This is a genomic window from Vibrio sp. CB1-14 (assembly GCF_040412085.2).
Classification (GTDB): Bacteria; Pseudomonadota; Gammaproteobacteria; order Enterobacterales; family Vibrionaceae; genus Vibrio; species Vibrio chaetopteri.
This window is the reverse complement of sequence record NZ_CP115920.1, coordinates 401875-425413: the sequence shown is the minus strand read 5'-3', so window position 1 is coordinate 425413 and position 23539 is coordinate 401875. Positions and strand designations below refer to the sequence as shown.

General features: G+C 42.6%; 13 protein-coding genes. 3 read left to right on the top strand and 10 right to left on the bottom strand.

Going from position 1 to position 23539, the window contains the following annotated elements; all coding sequences use genetic code 11:
• Positions 1–30: 30 nt before the first annotated feature.
• The 5 genes from PG915_RS01975 to PG915_RS01955 all read right to left on the bottom strand — a co-directional run bounded on the left by PG915_RS01975 (position 31) and on the right by PG915_RS01955 (position 9763).
• Positions 31–2949: a hypothetical protein gene (locus PG915_RS01975; protein WP_353497655.1), complete on the bottom strand. Its 2919-nt coding sequence runs from the start codon at positions 2947–2949 to the stop codon at positions 31–33.
• Between the two features lie 16 nt (positions 2950–2965).
• Entirely contained in the window at positions 2966–4300 is a 1335-nt protein-coding gene (locus tag PG915_RS01970) for a hypothetical protein (protein ID WP_353497654.1), read from the bottom strand.
• A 348-nt stretch (positions 4301–4648) separates the two neighbouring features.
• Positions 4649–5863 carry a hypothetical protein gene (locus PG915_RS01965; RefSeq protein ID WP_353497653.1) on the bottom strand — a complete coding sequence of 405 codons (1215 nt, stop codon included), beginning with the start codon at positions 5861–5863 and terminating at the stop codon, positions 4649–4651.
• A gap of 99 nt (positions 5864–5962) precedes the next feature.
• Positions 5963–8356: a hypothetical protein gene (locus PG915_RS01960; protein WP_353497652.1), complete on the bottom strand. Its 2394-nt coding sequence runs from the start codon at positions 8354–8356 to the stop codon at positions 5963–5965.
• Positions 8357–8377: 21 nt separating this feature from the next.
• Complete coding sequence (locus PG915_RS01955) at positions 8378–9763, bottom strand: hypothetical protein (protein ID WP_353497651.1); 1386 nt, start codon at positions 9761–9763, stop codon at positions 8378–8380.
• 212 nt (positions 9764–9975) lie between these two features.
• On the opposite strand from PG915_RS01955, the gene PG915_RS01950 reads away from it, so the two are divergent.
• From PG915_RS01950 to PG915_RS01940, 3 genes are all read left to right on the top strand, one after another.
• Positions 9976–10386, top strand: a complete 411-nt coding sequence (locus PG915_RS01950; protein ID WP_353497650.1) for a hypothetical protein — start codon at positions 9976–9978, stop codon at positions 10384–10386.
• 61 nt (positions 10387–10447) lie between these two features.
• Positions 10448–12355, top strand: a complete 1908-nt coding sequence (locus PG915_RS01945) for a hypothetical protein (RefSeq protein WP_367357776.1) — start codon at positions 10448–10450, stop codon at positions 12353–12355.
• Position 12356: 1 nt separating this feature from the next.
• Positions 12357–13331, top strand: a complete 975-nt coding sequence (locus tag PG915_RS01940; RefSeq protein ID WP_353497648.1) for a glycosyltransferase family 61 protein — start codon at positions 12357–12359, stop codon at positions 13329–13331.
• Positions 13332–13396: 65 nt separating this feature from the next.
• On the opposite strand, the gene PG915_RS01935 is transcribed toward PG915_RS01940, so the two are convergent.
• The 5 genes from PG915_RS01935 to PG915_RS01915 form a co-directional block, all read right to left on the bottom strand.
• On the bottom strand, positions 13397–14395 hold the full coding sequence (locus tag PG915_RS01935) for a hypothetical protein (RefSeq protein WP_353497647.1): 999 nt from the start codon (positions 14393–14395) through the stop codon (positions 13397–13399).
• 14 nt (positions 14396–14409) lie between these two features.
• Positions 14410–15549 carry a sulfotransferase gene (locus PG915_RS01930; protein WP_353497646.1) on the bottom strand — a complete coding sequence of 380 codons (1140 nt, stop codon included), beginning with the start codon at positions 15547–15549 and terminating at the stop codon, positions 14410–14412.
• The gene (locus tag PG915_RS01925) at positions 15543–16772 is read right to left on the bottom strand and encodes a glycosyltransferase family 4 protein (protein ID WP_353497645.1); all 1230 of its coding nucleotides are present in this window, start codon (positions 16770–16772) and stop codon (positions 15543–15545) included. The genes PG915_RS01930 and PG915_RS01925 overlap by 7 nt, the downstream gene beginning before the upstream one ends.
• Positions 16765–18480, bottom strand: coding sequence for a glycosyltransferase family 2 protein (locus PG915_RS01920; protein ID WP_353497644.1), 1716 nt, complete (start codon positions 18478–18480; stop codon positions 16765–16767). Before PG915_RS01920 ends, PG915_RS01925 begins: the two co-directional genes overlap by 8 nt.
• A 216-nt stretch (positions 18481–18696) precedes the next feature.
• On the bottom strand, positions 18697–23265 hold the full coding sequence (locus PG915_RS01915) for a hypothetical protein (RefSeq protein WP_353497643.1): 4569 nt from the start codon (positions 23263–23265) through the stop codon (positions 18697–18699).
• Positions 23266–23539 lie beyond the last annotated feature (274 nt).

Genomic DNA, 23539 nt, shown 5'->3' with positions numbered 1-23539 from the left:
AGGGCGTTTAGATGAGACGAAAAAATATGGCTAGTTTAAAGGTTGCTCAAATAATCGATTATTTACATCACTTCCATCGATCGCAATAACGTTTGAAACGCTGGTTGATGAATCTACCCATGATATAAACAGGTCCTCAGTCCTATCGCCGTTTAAGTCCGCATTCCGGATTACAACATTATTTACATTACTACCCAAAGTTAGTGTTATCAGCTGCGCTGTACTAACGGATGACTTAATCGATACTTCAAAATCGCCGGTATCTTTGTTGTAACCAAGAAGCGCAATATCTTTGATACTATCCTGATCCAAATCTGCGACTTGTTCAATAGAAGCATCGGTCCAGCGATCCGGCCAAGCTAAATTTGCTTGTCGCCCATTGTTGGCTCCATCATTAATCCAGACTTTATAGCGCGCATTAGCGCCACTGCCTGATAAACCGAACAACGCCACTTCTTGAACTCCATCAAAAGTTTGATCTTGTACTAATTGTATGCGCCCGTCTGTTAAGCTACTCGGCCAAGTAATAGAAGCCACACGCCCCGCTTTGGTGTCGCCATGCTTAACAAATAATTGATAACGATTGTCATCACTTCGCTGAGCAAACACACCTATATCTTTATAGCCGTCTTGGTTAATATCATCAGTCAGAACTAAGGTACCATTCGCCAGTTTATTGCTCCAGTTATACACTTCCAATTTGCTTGCACTGGCTCCATCCAAAACGAAGAGCTGAGCTTTATTCGTTCGTTTGTGGATACCAAACATTGCCACTTCTGGTACCTTGTCGCCGGTTCTATCCTCTAACGTTATAAATATGACGTCATCCCAGTTGTTTACCCACTTATAAGTTCGTAAGCTGGCGGCTGATTGACCATTCTTCACAATAAGTTGATTGGTTTTATTCATCTTATTTTGTCCAGCAATGGCCACCTCTCCTACCCCATCGCCAGTTAAGTCCGCGAGTAGATAGGGTTTGACATTTGCTAACGACCCCGGCCAATTGTAACGTTTCAGCACTTTAAAATTGTCAGAGGGGTCGACGATAACCATAGAGTACCGATTAAGACTTTCTATAAAGCCAAACAACGCGATATCAGCAATTCCGTCTTGGTTGTAATCATCATGCTTTAACAACTCCACTCGCGAAAAACCAAAGTCGAGACTAGTGGTATTAATAGGCGTTAAATTCGAGCCATCCAATATTGACAATGCCATTTGCGGTAATGTCGTGGTGCTCAGCGTCACAATATCTTGTGCTCCATCGCCACTAATATCTGCCCACAGGTAAGGTTTAATTTGAGCCACTACGCTATCAGTCGGATCCAGCGGGTCTGTGCCATTAACCAGTTCTTGAAAATCTGAAACACCATCATCATCACTATCAACGGCATTAATATTGGTTCCCGCTAACAATTCATCCAAATTGCTTATACCGTCGCCATCATTGTCTTTCGAGGCGTCAGAGGCATCAAGCGGATCAAGCCCAAGAGTTAGCTCTTGATTATCAAAGATGCCATCACCATCCGAGTCACGACTCAGTGGATCATAGCCATTGGCAATTTCTTCTGCGTTACTAATACCATCTTTGTCTAAGTCTTGCGAACCGTCAGCGCCATCTGTTGGGTTCAAGCCATATTGGGTTTCAGTACCATCGGCAATACCATCTCCATCCGAGTCTGCATTAGCGATATCCGTACCTAAATTGACCTCTTCTAAGTTTGAAAGACCATCTTTGTCTGGATCTAGTGCCAAGTCGTTAGGATCCAGCGGATTCAGTTTATTCGAGATCTCGGTATAGTCATCCAATGCATCCCCATCGGTATTCGCTTTATATTGATCCGTCCCAGCTATCAGTTCTTGTTCGTTTGTTAACCCGTCATTGTCTAAATCGGGATCGAACCGATCATCGATAAAGTCAGTATCACCATCAAAAAATGCAAAATAGCTGGGGGCATACTGCGCCGAGGCGCCTAGTGAATCTGATGTCTCTAATGTGGTGTAATTACTACTCGCTAGCACTCTTTGTGTCGTAAAGTTCGCCTGATATAAAGGGCCATTGATCTTAGCATCAGCAATAGGCAGCTCTTGGTCATTCAACATTGCCGACATCGAGGTTACTATTGGAGCACCAGCCAACCTTTCGGCTCCAATACTCAAAGCCATGTTGACAGCCTGTGTATCGCTATACGCATCGCTAGCATCCAGCGTCAATTGAATATCACCGATATCAGCACTGGTAAATGTACCAGTACCAACCATCACGGCCCACACATACCCTACACCTTGCGAATGACCGCTTGCTTCCTTAACTTCAATACTATTTGCTAGCGTACGAGATGAACGATTTAATGACGCTTTAGTAATGACATTCGCTAGTCCACCCAATGGCTGATCTGAAAAATTGGGTATATTTAGTGTGTTTTGTAAAGGGGTCGTTACCGTATTGCTGTACGCATCATAGACAAATAGCGACAGGTTTACGTCCTCCCCTACAGATCCATCAAACTCGGCTTCTCCTTGGAAATAAGCCCAAACCTGGCCGCCTGAGCTCTCCCCGCCACTTTCTTTAAGTGTCAAGGTATCGACAGTTGAAGAGCTGCTTCTTCGCAGCTCCGCATAATCTAATGCATTGGACTGACCATCAGTTTGATTGCTTGGCAATGTGGGAATAGTCAGTGAAAACGTTAAACTCTGTAAACCGCCTTCCGAGTCCTCTATCGCTATTCGTAACGTGTTGTCACCACGAGATAGCGAGGATGTTAAGGCCGTCTGCGTATAAGTAACCCATGGCTTATCGGTACTTAACTCTGCCGATTGTGCTGCATCCAATGTGTCACTATTCCAATATAAGTGTGCTTTCGTCGGCAGCTCCGCTGCAAATACATCTGGACTAAACGTCAATAATGTCATTGCCAAAGAGAGGCCTGCATAGAGAGAATTTCTCATGCTTATTCCTCCTTTTTTAGCGCTGTCGAGCTACGGCAACCGCTTTTACTGTTAATGCTCCGGTATTCGATAAGCTTGAGTTAGCTTCAAATAATGGATAAAAGAAAGGAGAGGTCACGCCCGGTGACAACTGCTTAGTAAACTGATCGATAGGATAAACACCACCATAAGCGCCCAAGTCTGCTCTAGAGCCGTCAATATCTCGATAGACATTTGAATCTACACCAGCATCAATCGCAGGAGAGCCTGTCGCGAGTTGGTAATCAGTTAAAAACATCGGGTCTTTACCGCTTTGGTTACCATTGCCCTCAGGACAGTTTTGTTTGGTTTCAAAGCACAAGTTGTGGCTGATAAGGAAATGATTTTGAGCCTGGCTGTCTGTAAAGTCGAATAAATTGGGTTGAATTAACCCTTTGATAATATTATTGCTAAACAAACCAGAGCCGCTAATATCAAAGCTATCGTGGTAGGTAGATACACCCTCATTCAAACTATCATAACTTTGTTCAAATACATTGTTAACGACTTCCCATTCGCCATTAAGATATAGCGTTCTAAAATTACCTGGAGTACCCGTGGCAGAAAAAGGGTTGAGACCCTGTCTAATAATATTATTTACAAACTCACCAGCCCCATAAAGCATTGCTACATAACCAATGCTAGCTCCTGTAATACTGCCCCCCAGACTCTTTGAAACGTTTTGAATAAATTGATTACCGATGATTCGTGCGTACTCTGTGCTTTGAAAGTTAATTTGTGAATCTGTTATGGTAAACACATTACCAATCACATTATGCTCAGCACCAAAATTTGCAAATGTAATGTTGATATAGTTCAATTTATTACCAGCAAAAAGTAGTGTCTTTTCAGCTCCCCAGTTATAAAAACTGCCATGACCTAAAACGTTGAAGACACTGTTCCCAACGACAAGAAGATGGTCAACCGTCGCAATGTTATTGTCACTATCAGTAACTTGAACGACAGACGCTTCTACTCTAGTCATAGCATTCTCTAACAAAGCAACAGACTCTACATCCCCTTCAATTTTGAAATCGTTGAGACGATCATTCTTACCAAGGTTAACACCTTGTAATATAAACTCAGTCTCACTCCCTGAAATCAGCAATCCATCATTATAATCAAAATAAACCATAGGATTAGCCGCACGGTTTATGGCTCTGATCGTCAATGATTTATCAATAGTTAAGTCAGATGCTGTGGAGGGATAAATACCGTCCCTGAGTTCTAGGACATCCCCTGCGCTAGCGTTGGCAACAGCCGCTCTAAGTGTGTTAAAGCCTGGCTCAACAACAATAGTCGCCGCGTTAGGGGCTGCGGAGAGTAAAGTCATTGATATGAGTAGGATTACTCGTCTAAAATACCTTGATAAGCACATATATTCATCCTTGTTCTAGCCAAAATCATAGCGAGTCCGTAAAGCTCTTAATATGAGACTAGTCGAATTGAATGATGCTTCAAGCAGTGTAATCGGTTGCATTTTGCTGTAAAGTACAACCAATTGATAAAAATCATTTTATCCGAAGTTCGAAAGTTCGAATGCGTGACATATATCACACTATAACTTAATGATTAGGCTCAGCAATAGTGTAAGCCAGCCTATCTAGCCCCGCAATTAATATCCTTAAACCAATCTATCCCGTTGTGAAATAGACTGGTTTATGATGACTACTCTTGAATATTAGGGTGTCAATTTTGTAGGATCTGGTATAGAAGAATCAGTTGCCAGAGAAAGTGTCTTAATTGTGCGCTCTAACGCAGTCTTTTCTGCTTTATACTGCTGAAGCTCTTCACTCAGACTCTTTGCTTGTTGTGTTAAGGCATGATTCTTCTGTTCGACTTCGGCGAGCTTTCTATCTCCTGTGATTTTTCCTTTGCTCTCTCTATCCAACAAAGAAACTTTAATCGCACGTGCTTGCTCTTTTAACGTTTTATTACCTATCTTTTCAATGCCAGTAGCAACAGCAATTTCTTGAAGGGATGCCTCCAAAGCCAGTATATACCTTTCGAACTGTTTTTCTGATAGAGATTTGAGCTCTTTTACTTGAATAACGATTTTCTCATTTCTCTCTAGTGAGAAAGCGAAATCATTCGACATATTTTCGATAGCCTCGTAATCTCTAGGGGATGCATTGATGTACGCTTTTGCCTTTTCTAGGAGACTATTTGATCTCGATGTCACAATTGGTGCGTAATTAGAAAAGCGCTGTTTTTCTTGCGCAAGCTTCTTTTGCTCCAGCCCGCCTAAATATTTCCTTGTAATAGTTCGAACTTCAAGATTATGTTGATTTTTTTCTAGTGACAGTAGACGCTGACTATCAAAATCTTCATTTCTGGCAATATAGTCAACTACATTTTTTAACTGCTTATCTACACGAGCATAGTCGGTAGGGTAAACAGATTTTACCGCTAACTGATCTAAAAATTGCTTATTCTCAAATGCAATAGCCATTGTACTTTGCACTCTCTGTTTTGTCGCTACAGCTAGTTTGTAGGCGCTATCAAAGCTATTAAGGGCTTCAATAGTTTTCTCACCGTAACTTTTACTCGAGAAAAAACCAGAGTCACTGATAAGAGAAGGATCATTTTCAAACTCTGAATAATACTCCTTTGCCTCTTCCAGAGCTTCACCCATTTTTTCGTGGGCATCAACTGCGTACCAGTCTAATTCCTCACTAATAAGCTTCTGTTCAGCTTCCTTAAGTCTACTACTAATCGAGTCAAACATGGTTATTTGCTCTGTTGACGTCATATCTATATCGCCAACATTTGAACCTGAACTTGACCCGGTAGAAGTACAACCGATTAGAGCTGCACTCATCAATACACTAATTAGTTTCTTGTTTGTTAACATCACTGACTTAACGCCTTCCATTTTAGTTTCTATCATTTCCATTTTCATACTTTGCATGGTCGTTCTAGGGATAAAGACCAACCATAAAAATAAAGGCCAGCATTGTTAGCTGGCCTTTGTCACCGCTTTCAAACCTCGCGTCTAAGGTAGCTCACTACTCAATAGAACTTGTTGATAATTTCGACCATCAATAATAATGACTTCAACCTTATCATCATCATTCTTGCCAAGAATCACGAGATCGTTGTATCCATTACCATTCATGTCTTTGCTTGAGTACGTCATATCAGCTAGCACCGTTTCCAAAGATGTTAAGACAAGTTGCTTACCCGTTGAGCTGGACTTAACGGACACCTCTAGATTATTAGAATTACGGTTAACGCCAATAAGGGCAACTTCTCTAATACCATCGCTGTCCAAGTCATTGACTTGTTTGACCTTCGGACTGTCCCACGAGTTTGGCCAAGAAAGGTTCTGTAAGCGCTGGTTTTTGACATAGCTATTCACCCAAAGCTTATAACGCTCACTACCATTCTTGAGAGACAATCCAAACAGACCAATTTCATCTAGAGCATCTTGATTCCTATCATCCAACTTAATTTTTTGTACTGTCTCTGCCTCGAATTCACCAGGCCAATGTACAAATGCGGCCATACCTGCTTTTGTTTGCCCTCGCTTAATAGCTAATTGATAACGTTCATCATCATTCCGTTTTGCAAACATAGATACATCTGCAAACCCGTCACCATTAACATCAGGAATTACTTCAACCTCACCGCTACCCCACACGGCTCCCCAGTTGTAAACATCGAGCTTAGAACCAGAAGCTCCACTCAATACAAACAACTGATTTCTCAAGCTTCGCTTATGACTTCCAAACAAAGCGACTTCTTGTATGCCATCTTTATTTCTATCTGGTAAAAAAATCACTGTTGGATCTTGCCAATTATTTACCCACTTGAACGTCCTCAAGCTATTACCATCTACTCCACTGCGAACAACTAATTGGTTTGTTCCATTGACCTTATGTTGACCAAACAACGCGAAATCAGATACGCCATCCGAGTTCATGTCAGGTACTGACATAAATTCAACTCTATTTAGAGTCGCAGGCCAGTTGATTCGCTTCACTACGCTTAGTGTATTCGCTGGATTCAATATAACTAAGGTATAACGGTTCTGGCTTTCAATGTAACCAAACAACGCTACGTAATCTTTTTCCCCTTTATAGTGTTCAGTCAAGTCAATAAGCTGCACATCGCTAAATTGGTAATCAAGCTCCTTTTCGATCAACGTTGCAAGCTGGGCATCCAACACGCTCACATTAACTAAAGGAAGAGCCGACTTATCAAGGGCAACAAACTCCGACGCACCATCTCGATTTACGTCACCAACAGTCAGCACTTCTTGGATGGCTTGGGATTTAAAGTCATCAGGATCAAGCGGGTCTGTGCCCTCCCGAACTTCATCTCCGTCATTGACACCATCGCCATCGGAATCAGCATTATTCGGATCTGTGCCATTTTTCACTTCATCTAAATGGCTTAAGCCATCACCATCAATATCAAGCAGCGCGTCCGTTGGATCTGTTGGGTCGAGGCCATTATCTACTTCGTATTTGTCACCAAGACCATCACCATCACTATCCGGGTTACGTGGATCGGTGCCTAGTTCAGCCTCTTGCTCGTTGGTTAGACCATCATTGTCCCAATCGTCGTCAAATCGATCGTCAATGAAGTCATTATCCCCATCGATAAAGCCAAAGTAGTTAGTCCCCATAGCGATCTCATTACCATCAAAGTCCTCAGCGCTTATCACTGCCTCATTGGCGGAGTTGAACGCTTGCGGCGAACGGTAAGAAACGCTGTAAACCGAACCATTAATCCAACTCTGATCCACGCTCAAAGCTTGGCCATTCACCGTTGCATCAACCGTAGTGACCACAGAAGAAAGAGGTGAATAGCGCTCGGATGTAAGGTACAAGTTACTCTCAATGGCATTCGTTTGAGTGCCGGCATAATTATCCAAAGCCGCTAACGCCAACTTTTGATTACCCGTCAATGGCGCGCCATACTGAGTACTTCCTTTGTACACCCCCCACACTTTACCTGTGGCTTCCTCGCTTGGCCCAACACCGAACTCTAACTCATTAATGGCGATAGTTTCGGCTTGATCAGCCCTTGCAAGCACGACGGTACTGACCAAGTTTCCGTACTCAGTATCCGTCGCAGGTAACTGACGCAAATACATAGGTAATGAAAACGCGGGGCTCACATTGCCTTCGCTGTCGGTCACCGCAATATTCACTTTGTGCGCGATCCCATCTAAGTCAAATTCACCTCGTGAGAGTGAACTTGTATTCACCTTTTGGGTATACACTACCCAAGGTAAATTGAGCTCATCTTCGACAGGAACCGAAATAGCGTTATTTATGGAGTCATTGTCCCAATAGACTTGTGCGGAGTCGATGGCACTGGCCCATGCGCTATAGCTATGCACAATAGCTAAAAGGGCGAATACCCGAGGTTTGTTCATTGTCATCCCTGAGGCCTCGCTCTAGCGTAATTTAGAGATTGCGATGGCTTTTACATTAAGCTCACCGTTATTGCTCAAGCTCGCATTGGCCTCGAATAGGGGATAGAGATAAGGTGCAGATTCTGTTGCCAAACGTTGGTCGTCGAACTGACTTTTAGGTAGCGGACCGCCTTCAATACCGATGTCGCTACGAGTGCCATCGACATCACGATAAAAGACGTCATCGATACCGGCATCAATCGCTGGTGACCCTGCTAACGGACGGAACTGACTGTCGAGTTTGAGATCATCAACCACAGTAATACCTGCATGCTCAATACAAGGCACTCCGTCTACTTCACTAAAGCAAAGGTTATTTTCCAACGTAGTTCCATTGGCACGATCTAAGCCAGAAAATGCTACTGCATTGGGTAGGTTAACAAAAATGTTGTTACTAAAGTGTGCATCACCATCACGAACATTGAAACTAATATTATCTCGTTCTTGTAATGCTATCGGCTCTACGTGGAAAACATTATTATTAATAGCAAAAGATCCATAAAAATCAACCACTTGAATACTATTCGGTGTTCCAGGTGATTGGTAAGTATTTCGCCCTGCAAGTACTGTGTTGTTAGAAAAAACACCATGACCACGCAGGTAAACAGGGCTTAGATAAGCATTGGACGCACTACTGCTGTCATCTGAAACGAGTCGATCAAAGAAGTTTCCTACTACTCTAGAGTGACTGCTACCAGTGCTACCAATGTTAACAGTAGTAGTATTATCTAGCACAAAAGCGTTACCCAAGATATGCTGCTCAGCCGTTGATTGTGATTTATTTGCATAGAAATTATTAAAGCTCAAGCTATTACCTGCAAAAAGGAACAATTCTTCTGCCGCAGAATCGATTTTTCCGCGGACAAAACGGTTACCGACCACGACAAGCTTATCCAAATACAGCAAGTTTCCGTCCGGATCATAATCTGGCTTTACGAACACTTCGATATCTGTGAAGTTATTTTGCAATAGAGCGACCGAATTTACCTCACCTATCACCTCAAAATAAGGGGTATTTGTGATACTTTGACCCTCATAAAACGTGATGCCTTGCATAACAAAATCTGTGTCTTCCCCTCGAATTTCAAGGGCCGATATACCACCACTCGTAAACATGAGTTTTGGCTTTGTCTGTGCGTTTAAGGCGCGAATGGTGAGAGACTTGTCAATAACTTGTGTGCCATTCGACATGTAGTAGATGCCTTCTTTAAGCACAATGACATCACCAGCATTTGCATCAGCGACAGCGGTCATTAATGTGCCGTAGCCAGGTTCGATTTCTACTTCCGCTGCTGTAGCAGGTTGTACATATGCGCAAGCCAACAGTGAAAGGGCTAACCCTAACCCTTTGAAATTTCCGTATTTCATAATTATATCTCTTCTTTTAAAATTCACATTAACATCGAAATCAACTTGATCTGAAGCAATGCTTGGGTAATTCTAACCAAAATTTGACAATGACTGAAACTAGACTATTCACAAAAATAACACAATAGAAAGAAATCAATTCGTTTTTACTTTAGGTAGCCAATAAAGTTCGATACCATTATGGAAACACTTCACTTCTTCACGGAATAAAAATGATCAACATACTGAGAAAAATCAAACACAAAGCAGCAAAAGACTCGAACTATATTCCACCTCATAGCTTTCAATATCATCTAGATGTTACAGATAAGCACCTGGTTAAAGGTTGGGCATTTGACACAAAACGCCCAGATCACCCTGTGCATGTTGCATTTAAGCTAAATGGCATAGTGTTTTGTGAGGTGATTGCTAACCAATCGCGTGAGGATTTAGCCAGTGCTGGACTTGCTACAGCAAACTGCGCTTTTGAAATGGCACCAGATTTACCCCAAAAGTCACTTGAGATCATCCGCGCGGACATGTACATCAATGAGCATAAGGTGAATCATGAGCCTATCGAGTTTACGTTGAACTATGAAAAGCTCGTAACGTTTTTACGCGAGGATCTCATCAATAGCCAATAACCAAATATCAAGAGCGTCAGGAAGCATTAGTCATTAACTAAAAATTAGCGGTGAGTGAACCATGGAACGGTTTTTTCAGATAACGAACAAGTATCGACGGCTGGCACTATTCGGCTGGTGTATGACTTCAATAGCCAATGCTCAACCACTTGAGAAACTAAACATACTCCAATCAGACTACCCAAAAGCCATTTACTTCCGCTATGTCGAGGGAAGTGCAGCAAACCCTAATATTCCTTACGAGAGGTGGGAGAAACGCTGGTCTAAACTAGATGGAATGATCGTTAAAGCATTAGATGAAGAAGTACCAGGGCGTTCTGATGAAGCCCAAAGAAAGTTTGTAAAATACAAACAAAGAAACCCACAGAAACTCATGCTTCTTCATTTTAACGGTAATGCAAGAGATCCCAACTACCGTCCCAGTGACTATCCGGCAAGAGCTTGGACATATTTTGTTGGTACATATTCACAGCAACCACTCGCTCGTAACACTCAAACGATCCGTGTCGATGATACTGACGTTTTTCGTGTTAACCATGGCAAGCGAGCAAAATACAATGACGATGTCGCTATTGTTCCTCTGACTGAAAACAAAGAGCTCAACTGGGCTCAAGCAGAACAAGTTCAACTGTTATCGATAAACCCTGTCCAATCAACTATTACCGTTAAGCGAAGTCAGTATGGCACTAAGGCTAGAGATTATAAAAATGGTGTTTATTTAGCACCTCATGTCGCGCAGGCTCCTTACAAAAAATCCAGCACACAGTCCTTATGGCGTTATAACTTTGCAAATTTGGACGCGAAAGAAGCGCCTTCTCTTATCCTTGCTAATGAGCTTCTATCACTGTTTAAATCAGGTCAAGCTCTGGAAAGTTTTGACGGAATTGCATTTGATGTACTCGCTGACTCTCGAGGACGTAAACACCACTCAAGACAAACGCCTATTGACTATCACTTAGATGGTAAATTTAACCAACTTGATATAAATGCACAGTCCCAGTATCGATTAGGCGTTAAGCAACTGCTACAGAAACTAAGGCACTCATTTGGCGACAATAAAATCCTCATAGCAGATGGTAACCAGCTATCACAGCAACGAGAGATTACTTTACTCAATGGTATAGAGAGCGAAGAGTGGCCAAATTATGGCGATCCTGATCTCAATCAATGGTCGACTGGCATTAACCGACATCGTTATTGGACTCAGTTCAGTCGCACTCCGTCATTAAATGTAATCAAAATTGGGCTGCCAAACCCCAGCCAAAACTATAATCAGGAGGGCATTCGTAAACTTAAAGTCGCTGCTGCTCTTTTAACGGACGCCGTGATTTCTCCTGCCTATAAGTCCAACGGAAAAGCCTTGCACAAATGGCCAGAGTTGCATAGCAATGGCCATTATGATTGGCTGGGCAAACCGATCACCACAATGAAATATTATATTGTTGAGAGTAAAGCACGAGTATTAATATCCGAAAGCAAACCGAGAATTGATTTCACAAAACCGTCGATCTTACTAAAAAGAAAAGGTAGATCTATTAAGCACTCGATTGACATTGAACTGACCGAATCATCCGGTGTAGTAATTAGTGCCGAGGTCATGTCTCATTCAACGTTAGCGAAAGACAGAATCAGCTACTTAACACTCACACGACAAGAAGATATCAAACTGAAAGCTTCCTCATGGACAGGCAGCTCTCCCTTTATAGCCAGGTTCTACTTTGATAATTTACCAAAAGGTACGACCACGCTCATACTTGAAAGTGATGCAGAATACCTTACTATCAAAAATCTCAAGATCACTCCCGGTGCAGAGATAGCATATAGGTTGTTTGATAATGGTATTATTATTGCCAACCCAACAGCGAGTGCTCAAACACTACCAGATAATTTTTTACCAGAAACAAAAATACCCAGGCCATTGAGAATAGCAAAAAAGTCTGCAACGCTAATAAAGGTAAAGAGCCGATAAAATGAAACGAATAGAAAACTATCCACTACGATGTTCAGAGTATAAGAATGCCACATTGATTGCGACACAGGTTGACAGGGTAAATAAAACTTTTTCTGGTGGTATCTATGACCGCCATGGAAATATAATAACAGATAGCTTAAGACAAGACCCATCCTATACTGGAGTACCAGCATTCCCTCAAGAAATAACACGCACTGTTCAGGATCACTATGTAGAATCAATCACAAATAAAATAAAGGGGCAATATTTATATTTGGGTGCGTATACTTATCACTACGGTCATTTTTTACTGGAGTCATTATCTCGTATATGGGCGGCACAAGAGAAAACCAACTACACTGGATTTGTTTTTAGTGAATTTGTGATACAGTCAGAACAATTAAAATCCTTTACTGAAGTATTTTTATCTAGAGCTGGTGTAGATCCAACAAAGACTCTGATTATCAAGGAGAACACTAAGTTTGAATCACTTCACATTCCAACGCCATTGTTTTATATAGGCAATAAGGCTCACCGCGAATACATTAACACTTTCAAACGCATATCAAACCCACTTAAAAATGGTACACTAAGAGTATACTTATCTCGCTCTAATCTGCAGAAAAGAAAAAGAATGGTTGTTAATGAAAAAGCGATTGAACAAGCTTTCATTGAACACGGCTTTATCATTGTTCATCCAGAAAAACTCAGTGTTGAACAACAGTTAACGCTCTACAGAAGTTGTCATACTCTTGCAAGCCTAGACGGCTCAGCTCTTCACAACGGCGTGTTTCTACCAAGAAAATCTCGCATAATAAATATTTGTACCAGTCGTTATCCCAATAGACTAAACACAAACCAATCAATCTGTAACCAGCTTAATGACCTAAAGTGTGAACTCATCCCATTTCAAGGAGAGGTGATTGACCTAGAGAAGCAGGTTACACGTTTCGATATTCCAACCATAAAGCGCTGGTTGAGAAAAAACATGTAACCCTTAAGATTGTGCTGTGATAGGGCTGCTGAAATGGAAAAATAAGCGTAATCAAGCTCGCTTGCCTAAAAGCCCATTTCTTCAGCCAACATTTCAATCAAACTAAGCTTTGTTAATAAAGGTCGGGCGGGCGTAGATTCGTCTATTTTTACAGGCTCCCGCTCGACAAATAACGTATCCAAGCCTAAATAATCCATGGCCACTTGACTGTTGGATGCAGAAAAATATTTCTCAATAGCCTCTCTCTGCTCAAACGTCAAAAGTCGTTCATTGGGCTTCGCTGGCAACTTGTTGCTGCAAGTCTCTAAAAACAACAACCTTTTGTTTCCTAAGCGCGGTTTAATATTAAGATTGCACAAACGCGCAAACTCCAGCATATCCCGCCCCCACTTAACATTGAGGCTTTTCGATTGTGAAAAGTCTAACGTCTCTGACTCTTTTACCGACAAGTAGTTTAGTATTCGTTTACGTACATCTCTTTCTTCTCCTTCGGAGGTTTGATAGCGCATCACTTTAATATGATGCTTTCCGAAATAGCGGCTCCATAGCGCTAGCAACTGCTCATAATCATAGCGCAATATTTGTGCTTGATAGTTCTCTATCATTTGCTCAAAGCTTTGACTTGAACCGGATTTTATCGCCGTTGAGTAAGTCGATTCTAAAAACTCATCTTGTGGACGTAAAAAGACCAGTATTTCAGGTTCGATTCCTAGCGATGAAAAAAACGCCGACATATATTCGAGTGCTTTATCACGAAGCCTAGAGCTAAAATGCTCCGCACTTAAGAACACCGTTTTCTCTGGGTTATCTTCGATTCGCTGACGTAATTGCCCCCAATAAAAACCAATGTCGGTCGTCGGTTTAGGCAAAAACTCCATGTATTTTCCATTGTTGTCTAATGGATGAAGCTCGTTTACGAGATCAAAGTGTGCATCTTTTCGTGGTCCTACGTGAGGGTAAAGCACTCCCAACTCTTTTAGTTTTGCCCTATTCTGGTCAAAAAAGTGTTGAACACTTGTCGTTCCGGTCTTCTCTGTTCCTATGTGAATTACCACACGAGTCATATTCTGTTTCAACCTTATAAGTAATAACGTTCATCAAGAGAGTAGCCTTGACGCTTTAATTCATCCCCACATACCTTAACAAGAGCCTGTTGCTGCGTTTCACTCCAGCCAAACTGCGAAAGGTTTCGCGCTTGCTTTGTTGGGGCCGAAGTTTGCTCAGGCCTATCATTGGTTAAGCTTCTTTCAAGCTTATTGTGACCTCGTTTGGACAAATTTAAAAATGTCGAAACTTGCAAAGCAACCTGATTCGAGTGATCTGACATCTGCTTTTGATCCACTTCCATAGCCCAATCTTTGGTCTTCAGCGCTTGATTGATCTGCTGTTTTGTTTGACGCCAAGCTATGAAGGATTGCTTCCATTGCGCTAGATGCGCCTCAAAGCTGACAGCAGGAAACTTTATCTCGCGAGATTTTACATTCTCAAGCGCTCTTCGTTTGCAGAACACCACCTTTGCATTTGGCCATGCAATTAGAGCAATAGGCAATGCTTTTAGCATCGGGATACCCGGTGTCTTGTCCAGAATAACCTGGTTACCATAATAAAGTTCATACACTCGCCTTAGTGAGCGGACTTGCTCTGCAAGCAAAACGGTATAAGGCAAAACGTTGACCAAGTTATTTTTTATTTGAGCCGTCTTAGAACGAACAAAGAAAGCATCAATAGTTTCTAATATTCTTTGAAAGCCTTCAATAACATGGGACTCTCCGTGCGCATTTGCTTCCAAACCTTTACGGAGGCCTTTACCTAGCGCTGATGTACCACTTCTTGGCGAACCTACCACAAATACCACGCTATCAACTGGATGGACTTTTTGGATAAACCCGCATGCCACTTCGTCACAAGTATCGCTATATTCAACTAACACACAAAAATGAAGGTCATGCTCTTCGGTGATTTGCTTTGAATCAACCTCTAACGAAAAGCGGTAGGTATGCGCAGTGCCTTCATCGGAAAGATCAGGGGCGGCACTCCATACAACACCTATCGAATGCTGCTCAGATAAACACTCCACTCGGATCCCTTTTACTCGATTCGATGAAGACAGCTTACCTTTAAACTCCACTTTGGCGTTCGCGACTTGACCAATAGTTGGTGAAAAAAAGTGAACCCCAACACCCGCGGCCTGTGTTTCCTGTAAGTAGTAGTTTAACATTGCTTTACAATATCCATTGTTTTCTTGTAGGCGTCAGCGAGACTCAGAGGTGGTGTAATGTTACTTGCAAGCTGAGTGTGGAGATCTTTATCTTCAGCAATCTGGACGATTCGATTAGCCAAAGCCAGGGGCTTACCTACTCTAAAGTGCAAACCTGTTACATTGTTTTCTACTTTCTCGGCCATTCCACCAATGTCGCTCACAATAAGTGGTACACCACAGTTCAAAGATTCTTGAATGACCATCGGTGAGTTTTCCCACCAAATAGAAGGGACGATTAGCCATTGAGCCGAACTCAGAATGTTACCGACGTCTTCCGCTTGATATCGCCCATGCAATCTTACTGATTTCTTACTTTTCTTAACCAGTTTCTGTATCTTTTTTTGATAGTCAGGACTCTGGTTTTCAAGCCCAGAACCATGAACATCAACCTGAACACGTTGTTTTATCTCTTCTGGTAATAGAGTGATGGCTTCTAAAAGCACATCAAGCCCTTTATTAGGGTTAATCTGCCCTATATAACAGAGACTTAGCGAGTCTGAACTTCCTTTTTCAGATTCGGAAATATTCAGTGTCGGCTGACCATTCTCTATAACCGTGATCTTTTCACTTGCGATCCCCCACTCTACGTACCTTTTTTTTAGAAATGCAGAAGGGCTAACAAAGTGATCAATTAATTTAAAGAAGGTCTGGATATAACGCTTTCTGAGATAAAACTCGCCTGGACCAAACGTAGATCCTTTAAAGCAACGGCTACAATCTAAAGTACCTGAACGATAACAAAGCTCACCGCTGCTCTTTTTCATTAACCCACCGTTCGCACATATTGCATGATACTCATGTAGTGTCATTACAATCTTGCAATTTGGAAGTGTGTCCTTAATTACTTTTATTACTTCAATACCAAGGTGGAAATAATGATGAATATAGATAACCTCAGGCTGTATTTTTTCAAGCAACCCCTTAAAGTCACCCCACAAATGGCGAGTTTTGATGTTAGAAAATAAAAAGTGGTCATCATGCGTGGTATGCATGAGAATCTCTCTTGGTGGATTGATAATGGAAAAAGCAGCTCCACCATGTGGAATAGCATCGGTTCTTGCTAAAAAATAAGCATCATCACCTTGTTTTAAACACTCCTTGTAGAAGTGATATGCGGCCTGCTCTCCCCCACCTTTATTCAATTCAGGGTGTCCGTGAGCGATGACTAGTACTTTACGCATTGGCTGCCTTTACCTCTAAAATTTTTTTATCCCACTTATTTCTTTGTCGTGTACCATTCAAAATGGTTAATTTAAACTTCCAGTCCCCACTATCCACTAGGCTTTGCGACAAACGTTCCAAGTGGACAAGCTTTTCTTCAGAATCGAGATATATTTTCTTGTCCTGCTCAGATACTTTTAAGCACAAGTCAGAATCTTCAAAATCACCAATAACGTAACCAGTGTCGAATCCATTAACTTTGTCAAACAAAGCCTTTTCCATTAGCATGCATGCCCCTGTCACAGATTCAACAGATCGCACTTGTTGAGATGGAAAAAGTGAAGATGGCATACCTTTATAAGGATGCTGGTTCATCCATATGCCCGGGTAATATGGGTCCTGAACATACTCCATCCCCAAGTGTTGCAAGGTATCATCTTCATATACCAAGCGTGTACCTAACACGCCACAATCGTCAGTCTGCTGATATTTAGCTACTAAACGGGAAAGCCATCCTGTCGTCGTTGGCATAACATCCGAGTTGAGTGCCAATATGTATTTGCCCTTAGCAATGCTAGCCCCAAGGTTATTTGCACCAGAAAAACCAAGGTTTAGCCCCGCATATACGGTTTTAAAGCTATATTTGAATGCTTGGAAAACACCATTGGCCGCAATCCCAAACTCTCTCTCAATCTTGGGGTCATCAAGAACATAGATGATTTCATGATTGTGCATATCAACATCCTCACTAAATGCGAGCATCTGATGCTGTATAAAATCGTAGCGACCATATATTGGAATGATAATGGAAACCATGGGCTCGGGAATATCTCGACCGTATACTTTCATCGTCGTTACTGACTCTAATCCGGCATTTTTTTCCTCAGAGTTCCAGATAGCCTGAACAACATTTGAGATGTTTCTACATCCAGAATTTAGAAAGTCCTTTTGGTATACATCTGTTCTGTCTAGTTGCTTTTTGAGTAAGGGTTGCGATTCCAGCTTTCTGTCACTTGATTTAACCGTCACCTCAAAAGGCTGACTATTCCTAGAGCGCAATTCAACACTCAACCCTTGTGTAGCAATAGTCAACCTACTGACTATACTAATGCCAATTTTTTGACTTACATCCAAAAGCTCTAACTCTTCCGAAACATCTGGCCGCGCAAAGCGAATCGTATTGAAAGTAAGGTCTTGCTTCTCTCCAAAGACATTAGTGACAACGGCATCAACATAACTTTCATCCAAAACCCAACCATCCAGAAGCAACAAATTACCATCTAATAGTTCGCATACGTCAATGCAGCTTCGTGCTTTTTCTGTTTGAGCGGCAATACTCTGCTGGTCAATTTGAGCTAAAAATTGACTTCGTAATGCCCCCGTAGCCTGTAAGATGTGTTCGGGGTTGTCACATAGACTTCCATCAAAAGCTGACAGCGAGGTTATATGTCCATTAATTGAAATCTCGATATCATCGTCGCAATGAGAAACATCTGCTATACAAACAAAGCCGGAACAAAAAGTCTCATCCGTTAAGTTTAGAGCCGCTACAACATCCATTCTGGGAACAAGCAATGTATGCTGATTCAACTCATCTTGCTTGTGAAACAAACGAACATTCTCTGTGAACTCTTCAGCTACAAACCAACCGGAAAGTAACAAGATTGATGATGATAAATAGAGGTGATCGACATGAAGATTTATGGGGGTAGAGTCTGCGACTTGCACTTGACCTTCCATTGGTATTGAGACATTCCGATGATTGTACCAAACTTCTAGGCTCTCGCAATGTAAGTAGAACTCAATAAATGATAGAGCGGCTATAAAATATGAGCTAGGGACGGTTTCTTAGCTAAACCTTTAAAGTTAAATCAGGATTCAACGAAAAATGGCCCCACTTACTAAAGTGGGGCCATGTCGTTACCGTTTTACAAAATCGTTGAATCAGTGAATTGGAGTGTTGAAAATCACACTCTTACCATCACGACCATCAACAGCAAGGAGTTTAGTTCCCTTCAAGCTTTGGCTCTGACCTAGAAGTACTAAATCATCAACGTTATCACCATTAACATCACCAATAGTGAAGTCGATGTCCTCCCACGTATCTGGTAATGCTAGATTGATTAGTTGACTACCATCTGCACTCGAGCGAACAGAAAGCTCCAAACGACCCGATACTGAGTTACGCCCAACCAATACCACCTCTTTGAGGCCGTCACCATCAAGATCCGGAATTTCCTGTATAGACGCCTCACTCCAAACATTGTTCCACGCTAGGTTTTGCAAACGCTGGACACTAGAGCTTGCAGTGATCCAGAGTTTAAGCTTAGACGTTCCACCTTTCTCTGACTGACCAAACAAGGCAATCTCTTTCACACCATCACCATCGCGGTCACTAATGAGCACAGGCTGGGCTTTGGTAAGCTCTGTAGGCCAGGTTTTTGAACCCACCATACCAGACCTCTTATGACCATGCTTGATCGCTACTTGATAACGTCCATCATCACTTCTTTGTCCAAACAGAGCAATATCACGATATCCATCGCCATTCATGTCCTCTAGAAGCATAACTTGACCATTTTGCCACACTGGGTTCCAGTTGTAGACTTCAAGCTTTGAAGCATCAGCGCCATCAAGCACAAACATCTGACCTTTCCCATTTCTCTTATGCGTCCCAAATAGCGCAACCTCAGGAATAGTATCCTTAGTTCGATCTGGTACCGCAAAGAAAGAAACATTTGACCAGTTGTTTACCCACTTGTAGGTATTTATTGTTGCTTTACTCGTACTGCTACGAACAATTAACTGGTTGGTATTGTTAACTTTGTGGCGACCGGACATTGCGTAATCAGGCTTACCATCAAGGTCTAAGTCGTCTATTTCTTGGAATCTGGCATCATGCAATGTGGCACTCCAGTTCCACTTACCCATGACTTGGATATCTTTGGCAATATTCAACACAACTAGTGTATAGCGATTTCTTTCAGAATCGAGACCAAACAACCCAACTTCAGCAATGCCGTCATTGTTTCGATCACTCAGCTTATGAAGCGAGATCTGGTTTAGTCCAAGCTCAAGCTCTTGGGAACGTAGAATACCCAAAGCATTGCCACCAAATAGAGTGACCTTGGCAAACAAATCACTCGATGTATCTAATGTCACAACATTATCACGTCCGTCTTTGTTTACATCACCCCAAAGTAGTGCTTGAACATAATCTTCAACAAAATCCTTAGAATCTAAAGGATTCGTGCCATTGTTTAGCTCATCAAAGTCACTAACACCATCACCATCACTGTCGCTGTTAGACAGGCTCGTACCTAATACATATTCCATCAGGTTTGAAAGACCATCTCCATCAGCATCATTGAGAGCATCGGTTGCATCAAGGGGATCGAGATTGTTATCAATCTCAAACTTATCAGGAATACCATCACCATCGGTGTCGTCAGAACGCGGATCCGTGCCAGCAAAGAACTCTTCTAGGTTTGTCAGTCCATCGTTGTCGCTATCTTGATTGGCGTCTGCAGGATTGTATGGATCCAGGCCATGCTTGTATTCCCAAGCATCGGTTAGGCCGTCACCATCACTGTCTAAACCATCAAGATCAATTGGCATAACGATATCACTTAGCCAAACGGTATCTTCGTTCTCGTTGGTTTCATCGTCTTTGATGTAGTGCCAGCTAACCGTATGCTGCCCTTCCTCAATATCCACAACAAACTGAGTCCAGCCATTGATACCGGAGAGCTCTGTTGATTCCACTTTTACGCCGTCGACTTTGAGGTAAAGTTTGTCGAACTCATTCTCTGTCGAGGTCTTCGCCCAGTAGACGATAGAGCCATTATGGAATTTAGAGGTTAACGTAAGTGTGTCTTCACCACCATCAGCATGCGTGGTTGAGTTAACAGCATAACCATCTCTTGAGTCCACACCAGAGGCAACCTGCCAACCTTGAGAAGCGAAGCTAACGATGTCCTTGTCATCTGCAAACGTGAATAAGCGGTACTTATCACGCGTCGGGACAGACTGCGCATTGTTATCAAAGCTTTGAGCTTGATACTCAACAAACAGCGGATAGCCATCATTATCACGATCCACCAAGCCATTGTCAGGTAGGTTTGGATCGGTACCATTAAGCAGCTCGTATTCGTCGCTTAGGCCGTCATTATCGTCGTCTGTATCTTCGTTATCGCCGATGCCATCATAGTCGGCGTCGAAGTTTTCTTTAGGGTTCGCTGGGAAAGCATCTGCGCCATCTGCGATGCCGTCACCGTCACGATCATTGAAAGACCATTGTGTTGGGGTTAAATAGTTAGAATAATTACTATAATAGGTATCAGTCGTGACTGTCCTTCCCCAAACATATAGCTCGTTGCTATTCAACCGAGTTGCAACGGTAAACTGCTCTCCAGCCGAAACCTCTTGCCATAACCCCTCCACCGCTTGGGGTTTGGGTTGGTTATCTTTATGACCAAGGCCTAGTTGACCATAGTAATTGTATCCCCAAGTATAAAGCACGCCGCTCTCTTTTATCGCATAAGAGCTTTGACCACCAACCGAAACGGCTTCCCAATCCGATTTGGTGCCAATTCTCGTAGGTAACACAACATTGCTGGTAGTATCACTGCTGACTTGGTTATAGTTATTACGACCCCATCCCCACAAGCTTCCATCCTCTTTGATAGCGAGCATGTGATCACCGTTAGCGCTGTCGGCAATAGATGCCCAGTCACTACCAGCATTTAAGGGCGTTGGTAGCGCGATAATATTTGAGGTATTTCCTAACCCAAGCTGCCCATAACCGTTATATCCCCAAGCCCATAACGAGCCATCGGATTTACGTGCTAAAGTACTATCTTCAAAAGCAGAAACCTCTACCCAGGTATTGTCATCACCGATTTGCACAAAACTATCGGAATAAACGGAGTAGCCATAGCTACCATCGCCCAGTTGCCCATAACGGTTAGAACCTTTCGCCCAAAGCGTACCATCACTTTTGATGCCAACAGCGTGATACTCTCCAACACTTATAGACTGCCAGCTATCTTCACTAACAGGTTGTGGTGTCTTGAAGTAATCAACATCCTCATCAGGGCTGAGCAAATGGTTACTATTCAATCCCCATCCCCACAGACGCCCATCACTATTAATTGCTATGGTGGCATAGACACCCGAAGAAACCGAAGTCCATTGACTCAGAGAAGGACGCGTCGGCGTGACTTTATCTGTGGTAGCATTAATGCCGAGACGGTAGTAATCGCCATCTCGCCCGCCCCAAAGAACACCGCCAGCATCTAACATGTAGTAATGTGCAGAGCCCGCACTTAACGACTTACCTGAATAGGTCATACGATAAGACGGGGTGACAAAGACAGAGCTGGAAGATATGGATCCCAGTCCAAAATGCCCCGAACTATCTTCCCCTGCTACCCAGAGCACTCCTTGCTCATCAATCACATAGGTAGAATTGTGATCAGCCCGTACAGAGCTAGCGACAATCGTTGTGTCAACTTTGGTGGGTGTATATAAAGTCGACTTGTTATTTTGACCTAATTGACCTGATGAGTTGTAGCCCCATGTCCATAGTGAGCCATCCTTTTTTGTTGCAATGACATGTTGATAGTCAACAGACACACTACTCCAGTCGGTTGAGTCATCGACTTTTGTTAGGCTACTAGTTTGCCTGATCTCATCACCTAACCCGAGTGCGCCATACCACGTACTACCATGAGTATATAGTTGACCTAGCTCATCAATAAGCATGACAACATCATCGCCAACCGCAATATCCATCCACGAATGGTTGCTTGCCATTTCTAGCGGGTTAAAGGAATCGCGCAGCGGTGTATATCCTGTAGTAAATAAGCGGCCATCCGTGGTTACTATCAGAGTCGAACTGCCATAGTTGACGACCTTTTTAACCGTCTCATCAGGCAGTACAGCAACAGGAGAGCATTTGTCCGTTGAGGAGCCGGTACCTAATCGACCTTGATAAGCTTCACCCCAAACCCATAGCTTCCCACTGTCATTGATAGCAAACACGGAATCTCCATTTGCATAAACGCTTTCCCATGTTTGCCCACTGTCAATCAATGTTGGCGTATTAACCATTTCTTCAGTTAAACCAGTCCCTCGGCCTAGATCACAATGCTCACTGTCGGTCGAATAGGTTTCATAGTGACCACTCCATGAATACAGATCGCCATTTTCTGAAATGGCAAACGAGCTATCCTCTGTAACCGCAACATCTATCCACTTGCTAACGTTAGGAGTATAGCTTTCTAGAGTTAGAGGAGTCGTTCTTTCTGAGTAATAACCCGCATCAGGAACAAAATATCGTTCACGACCTATTCCAAATAGCCGTCCTTCACCATCAATCAACAAAGAATGACTCGACCCTCGATCAATATCCAAGTAAGTTGTTGTGGCCGCAATCGCTTGTCCTGCCAGCCCAACGGCTGACAAACAAACGATCGGCACTATTTGCCCTGTTATTCGCCTTGTTTTCATACCAACTCCATTTTGACGTAAAAATCACAAACCTTTGACAATGACTGGTATTTTTACATGATGAAACAGGTGGCAGATACCGTACGCGCATATTAATTGCCATGAAATATAAAATATGTGAGCCTAATCAACAATATACAGAACAGCCGTCTTTTTATAGATTTGCACCATCGAGCTGGCAAATGCCAGCCCAGGACTACACAAGCCCAACAAATGAAACAAAGTTAGTAACTTTCCAATCCTTTCATTAAGCCCTCGAGTCCGAGCAACTCGC

Coding starts and splice junctions, on each gene's coding strand:
- PG915_RS01975 (WP_353497655.1), bottom strand. CDS start 2,949: ATGAGAAATTCTCTCTATGCAGGCCTCTCTTTGGCAATGACATTATTG.
- PG915_RS01970 (WP_353497654.1), bottom strand. CDS start 4,300: ATGACTTTACTCTCCGCAGCCCCTAACGCGGCGACTATTGTTGTTGAG.
- PG915_RS01915 (WP_353497643.1), bottom strand. CDS start 23,265: ATGAAAACAAGGCGAATAACAGGGCAAATAGTGCCGATCGTTTGTTTG.
- PG915_RS01965 (WP_353497653.1), bottom strand. CDS start 5,863: ATGGAAATGATAGAAACTAAAATGGAAGGCGTTAAGTCAGTGATGTTA.
- PG915_RS01945 (WP_367357776.1), top strand. CDS start 10,448: ATGGAACGGTTTTTTCAGATAACGAACAAGTATCGACGGCTGGCACTA.
- PG915_RS01955 (WP_353497651.1), bottom strand. CDS start 9,763: ATGAAATACGGAAATTTCAAAGGGTTAGGGTTAGCCCTTTCACTGTTG.
- PG915_RS01940 (WP_353497648.1), top strand. CDS start 12,357: ATGAAACGAATAGAAAACTATCCACTACGATGTTCAGAGTATAAGAAT.
- PG915_RS01950 (WP_353497650.1), top strand. CDS start 9,976: ATGATCAACATACTGAGAAAAATCAAACACAAAGCAGCAAAAGACTCG.
- PG915_RS01930 (WP_353497646.1), bottom strand. CDS start 15,549: ATGTTAAACTACTACTTACAGGAAACACAGGCCGCGGGTGTTGGGGTT.
- PG915_RS01960 (WP_353497652.1), bottom strand. CDS start 8,356: ATGAACAAACCTCGGGTATTCGCCCTTTTAGCTATTGTGCATAGCTAT.
- PG915_RS01935 (WP_353497647.1), bottom strand. CDS start 14,395: ATGACTCGTGTGGTAATTCACATAGGAACAGAGAAGACCGGAACGACA.
- PG915_RS01925 (WP_353497645.1), bottom strand. CDS start 16,772: ATGCGTAAAGTACTAGTCATCGCTCACGGACACCCTGAATTGAATAAA.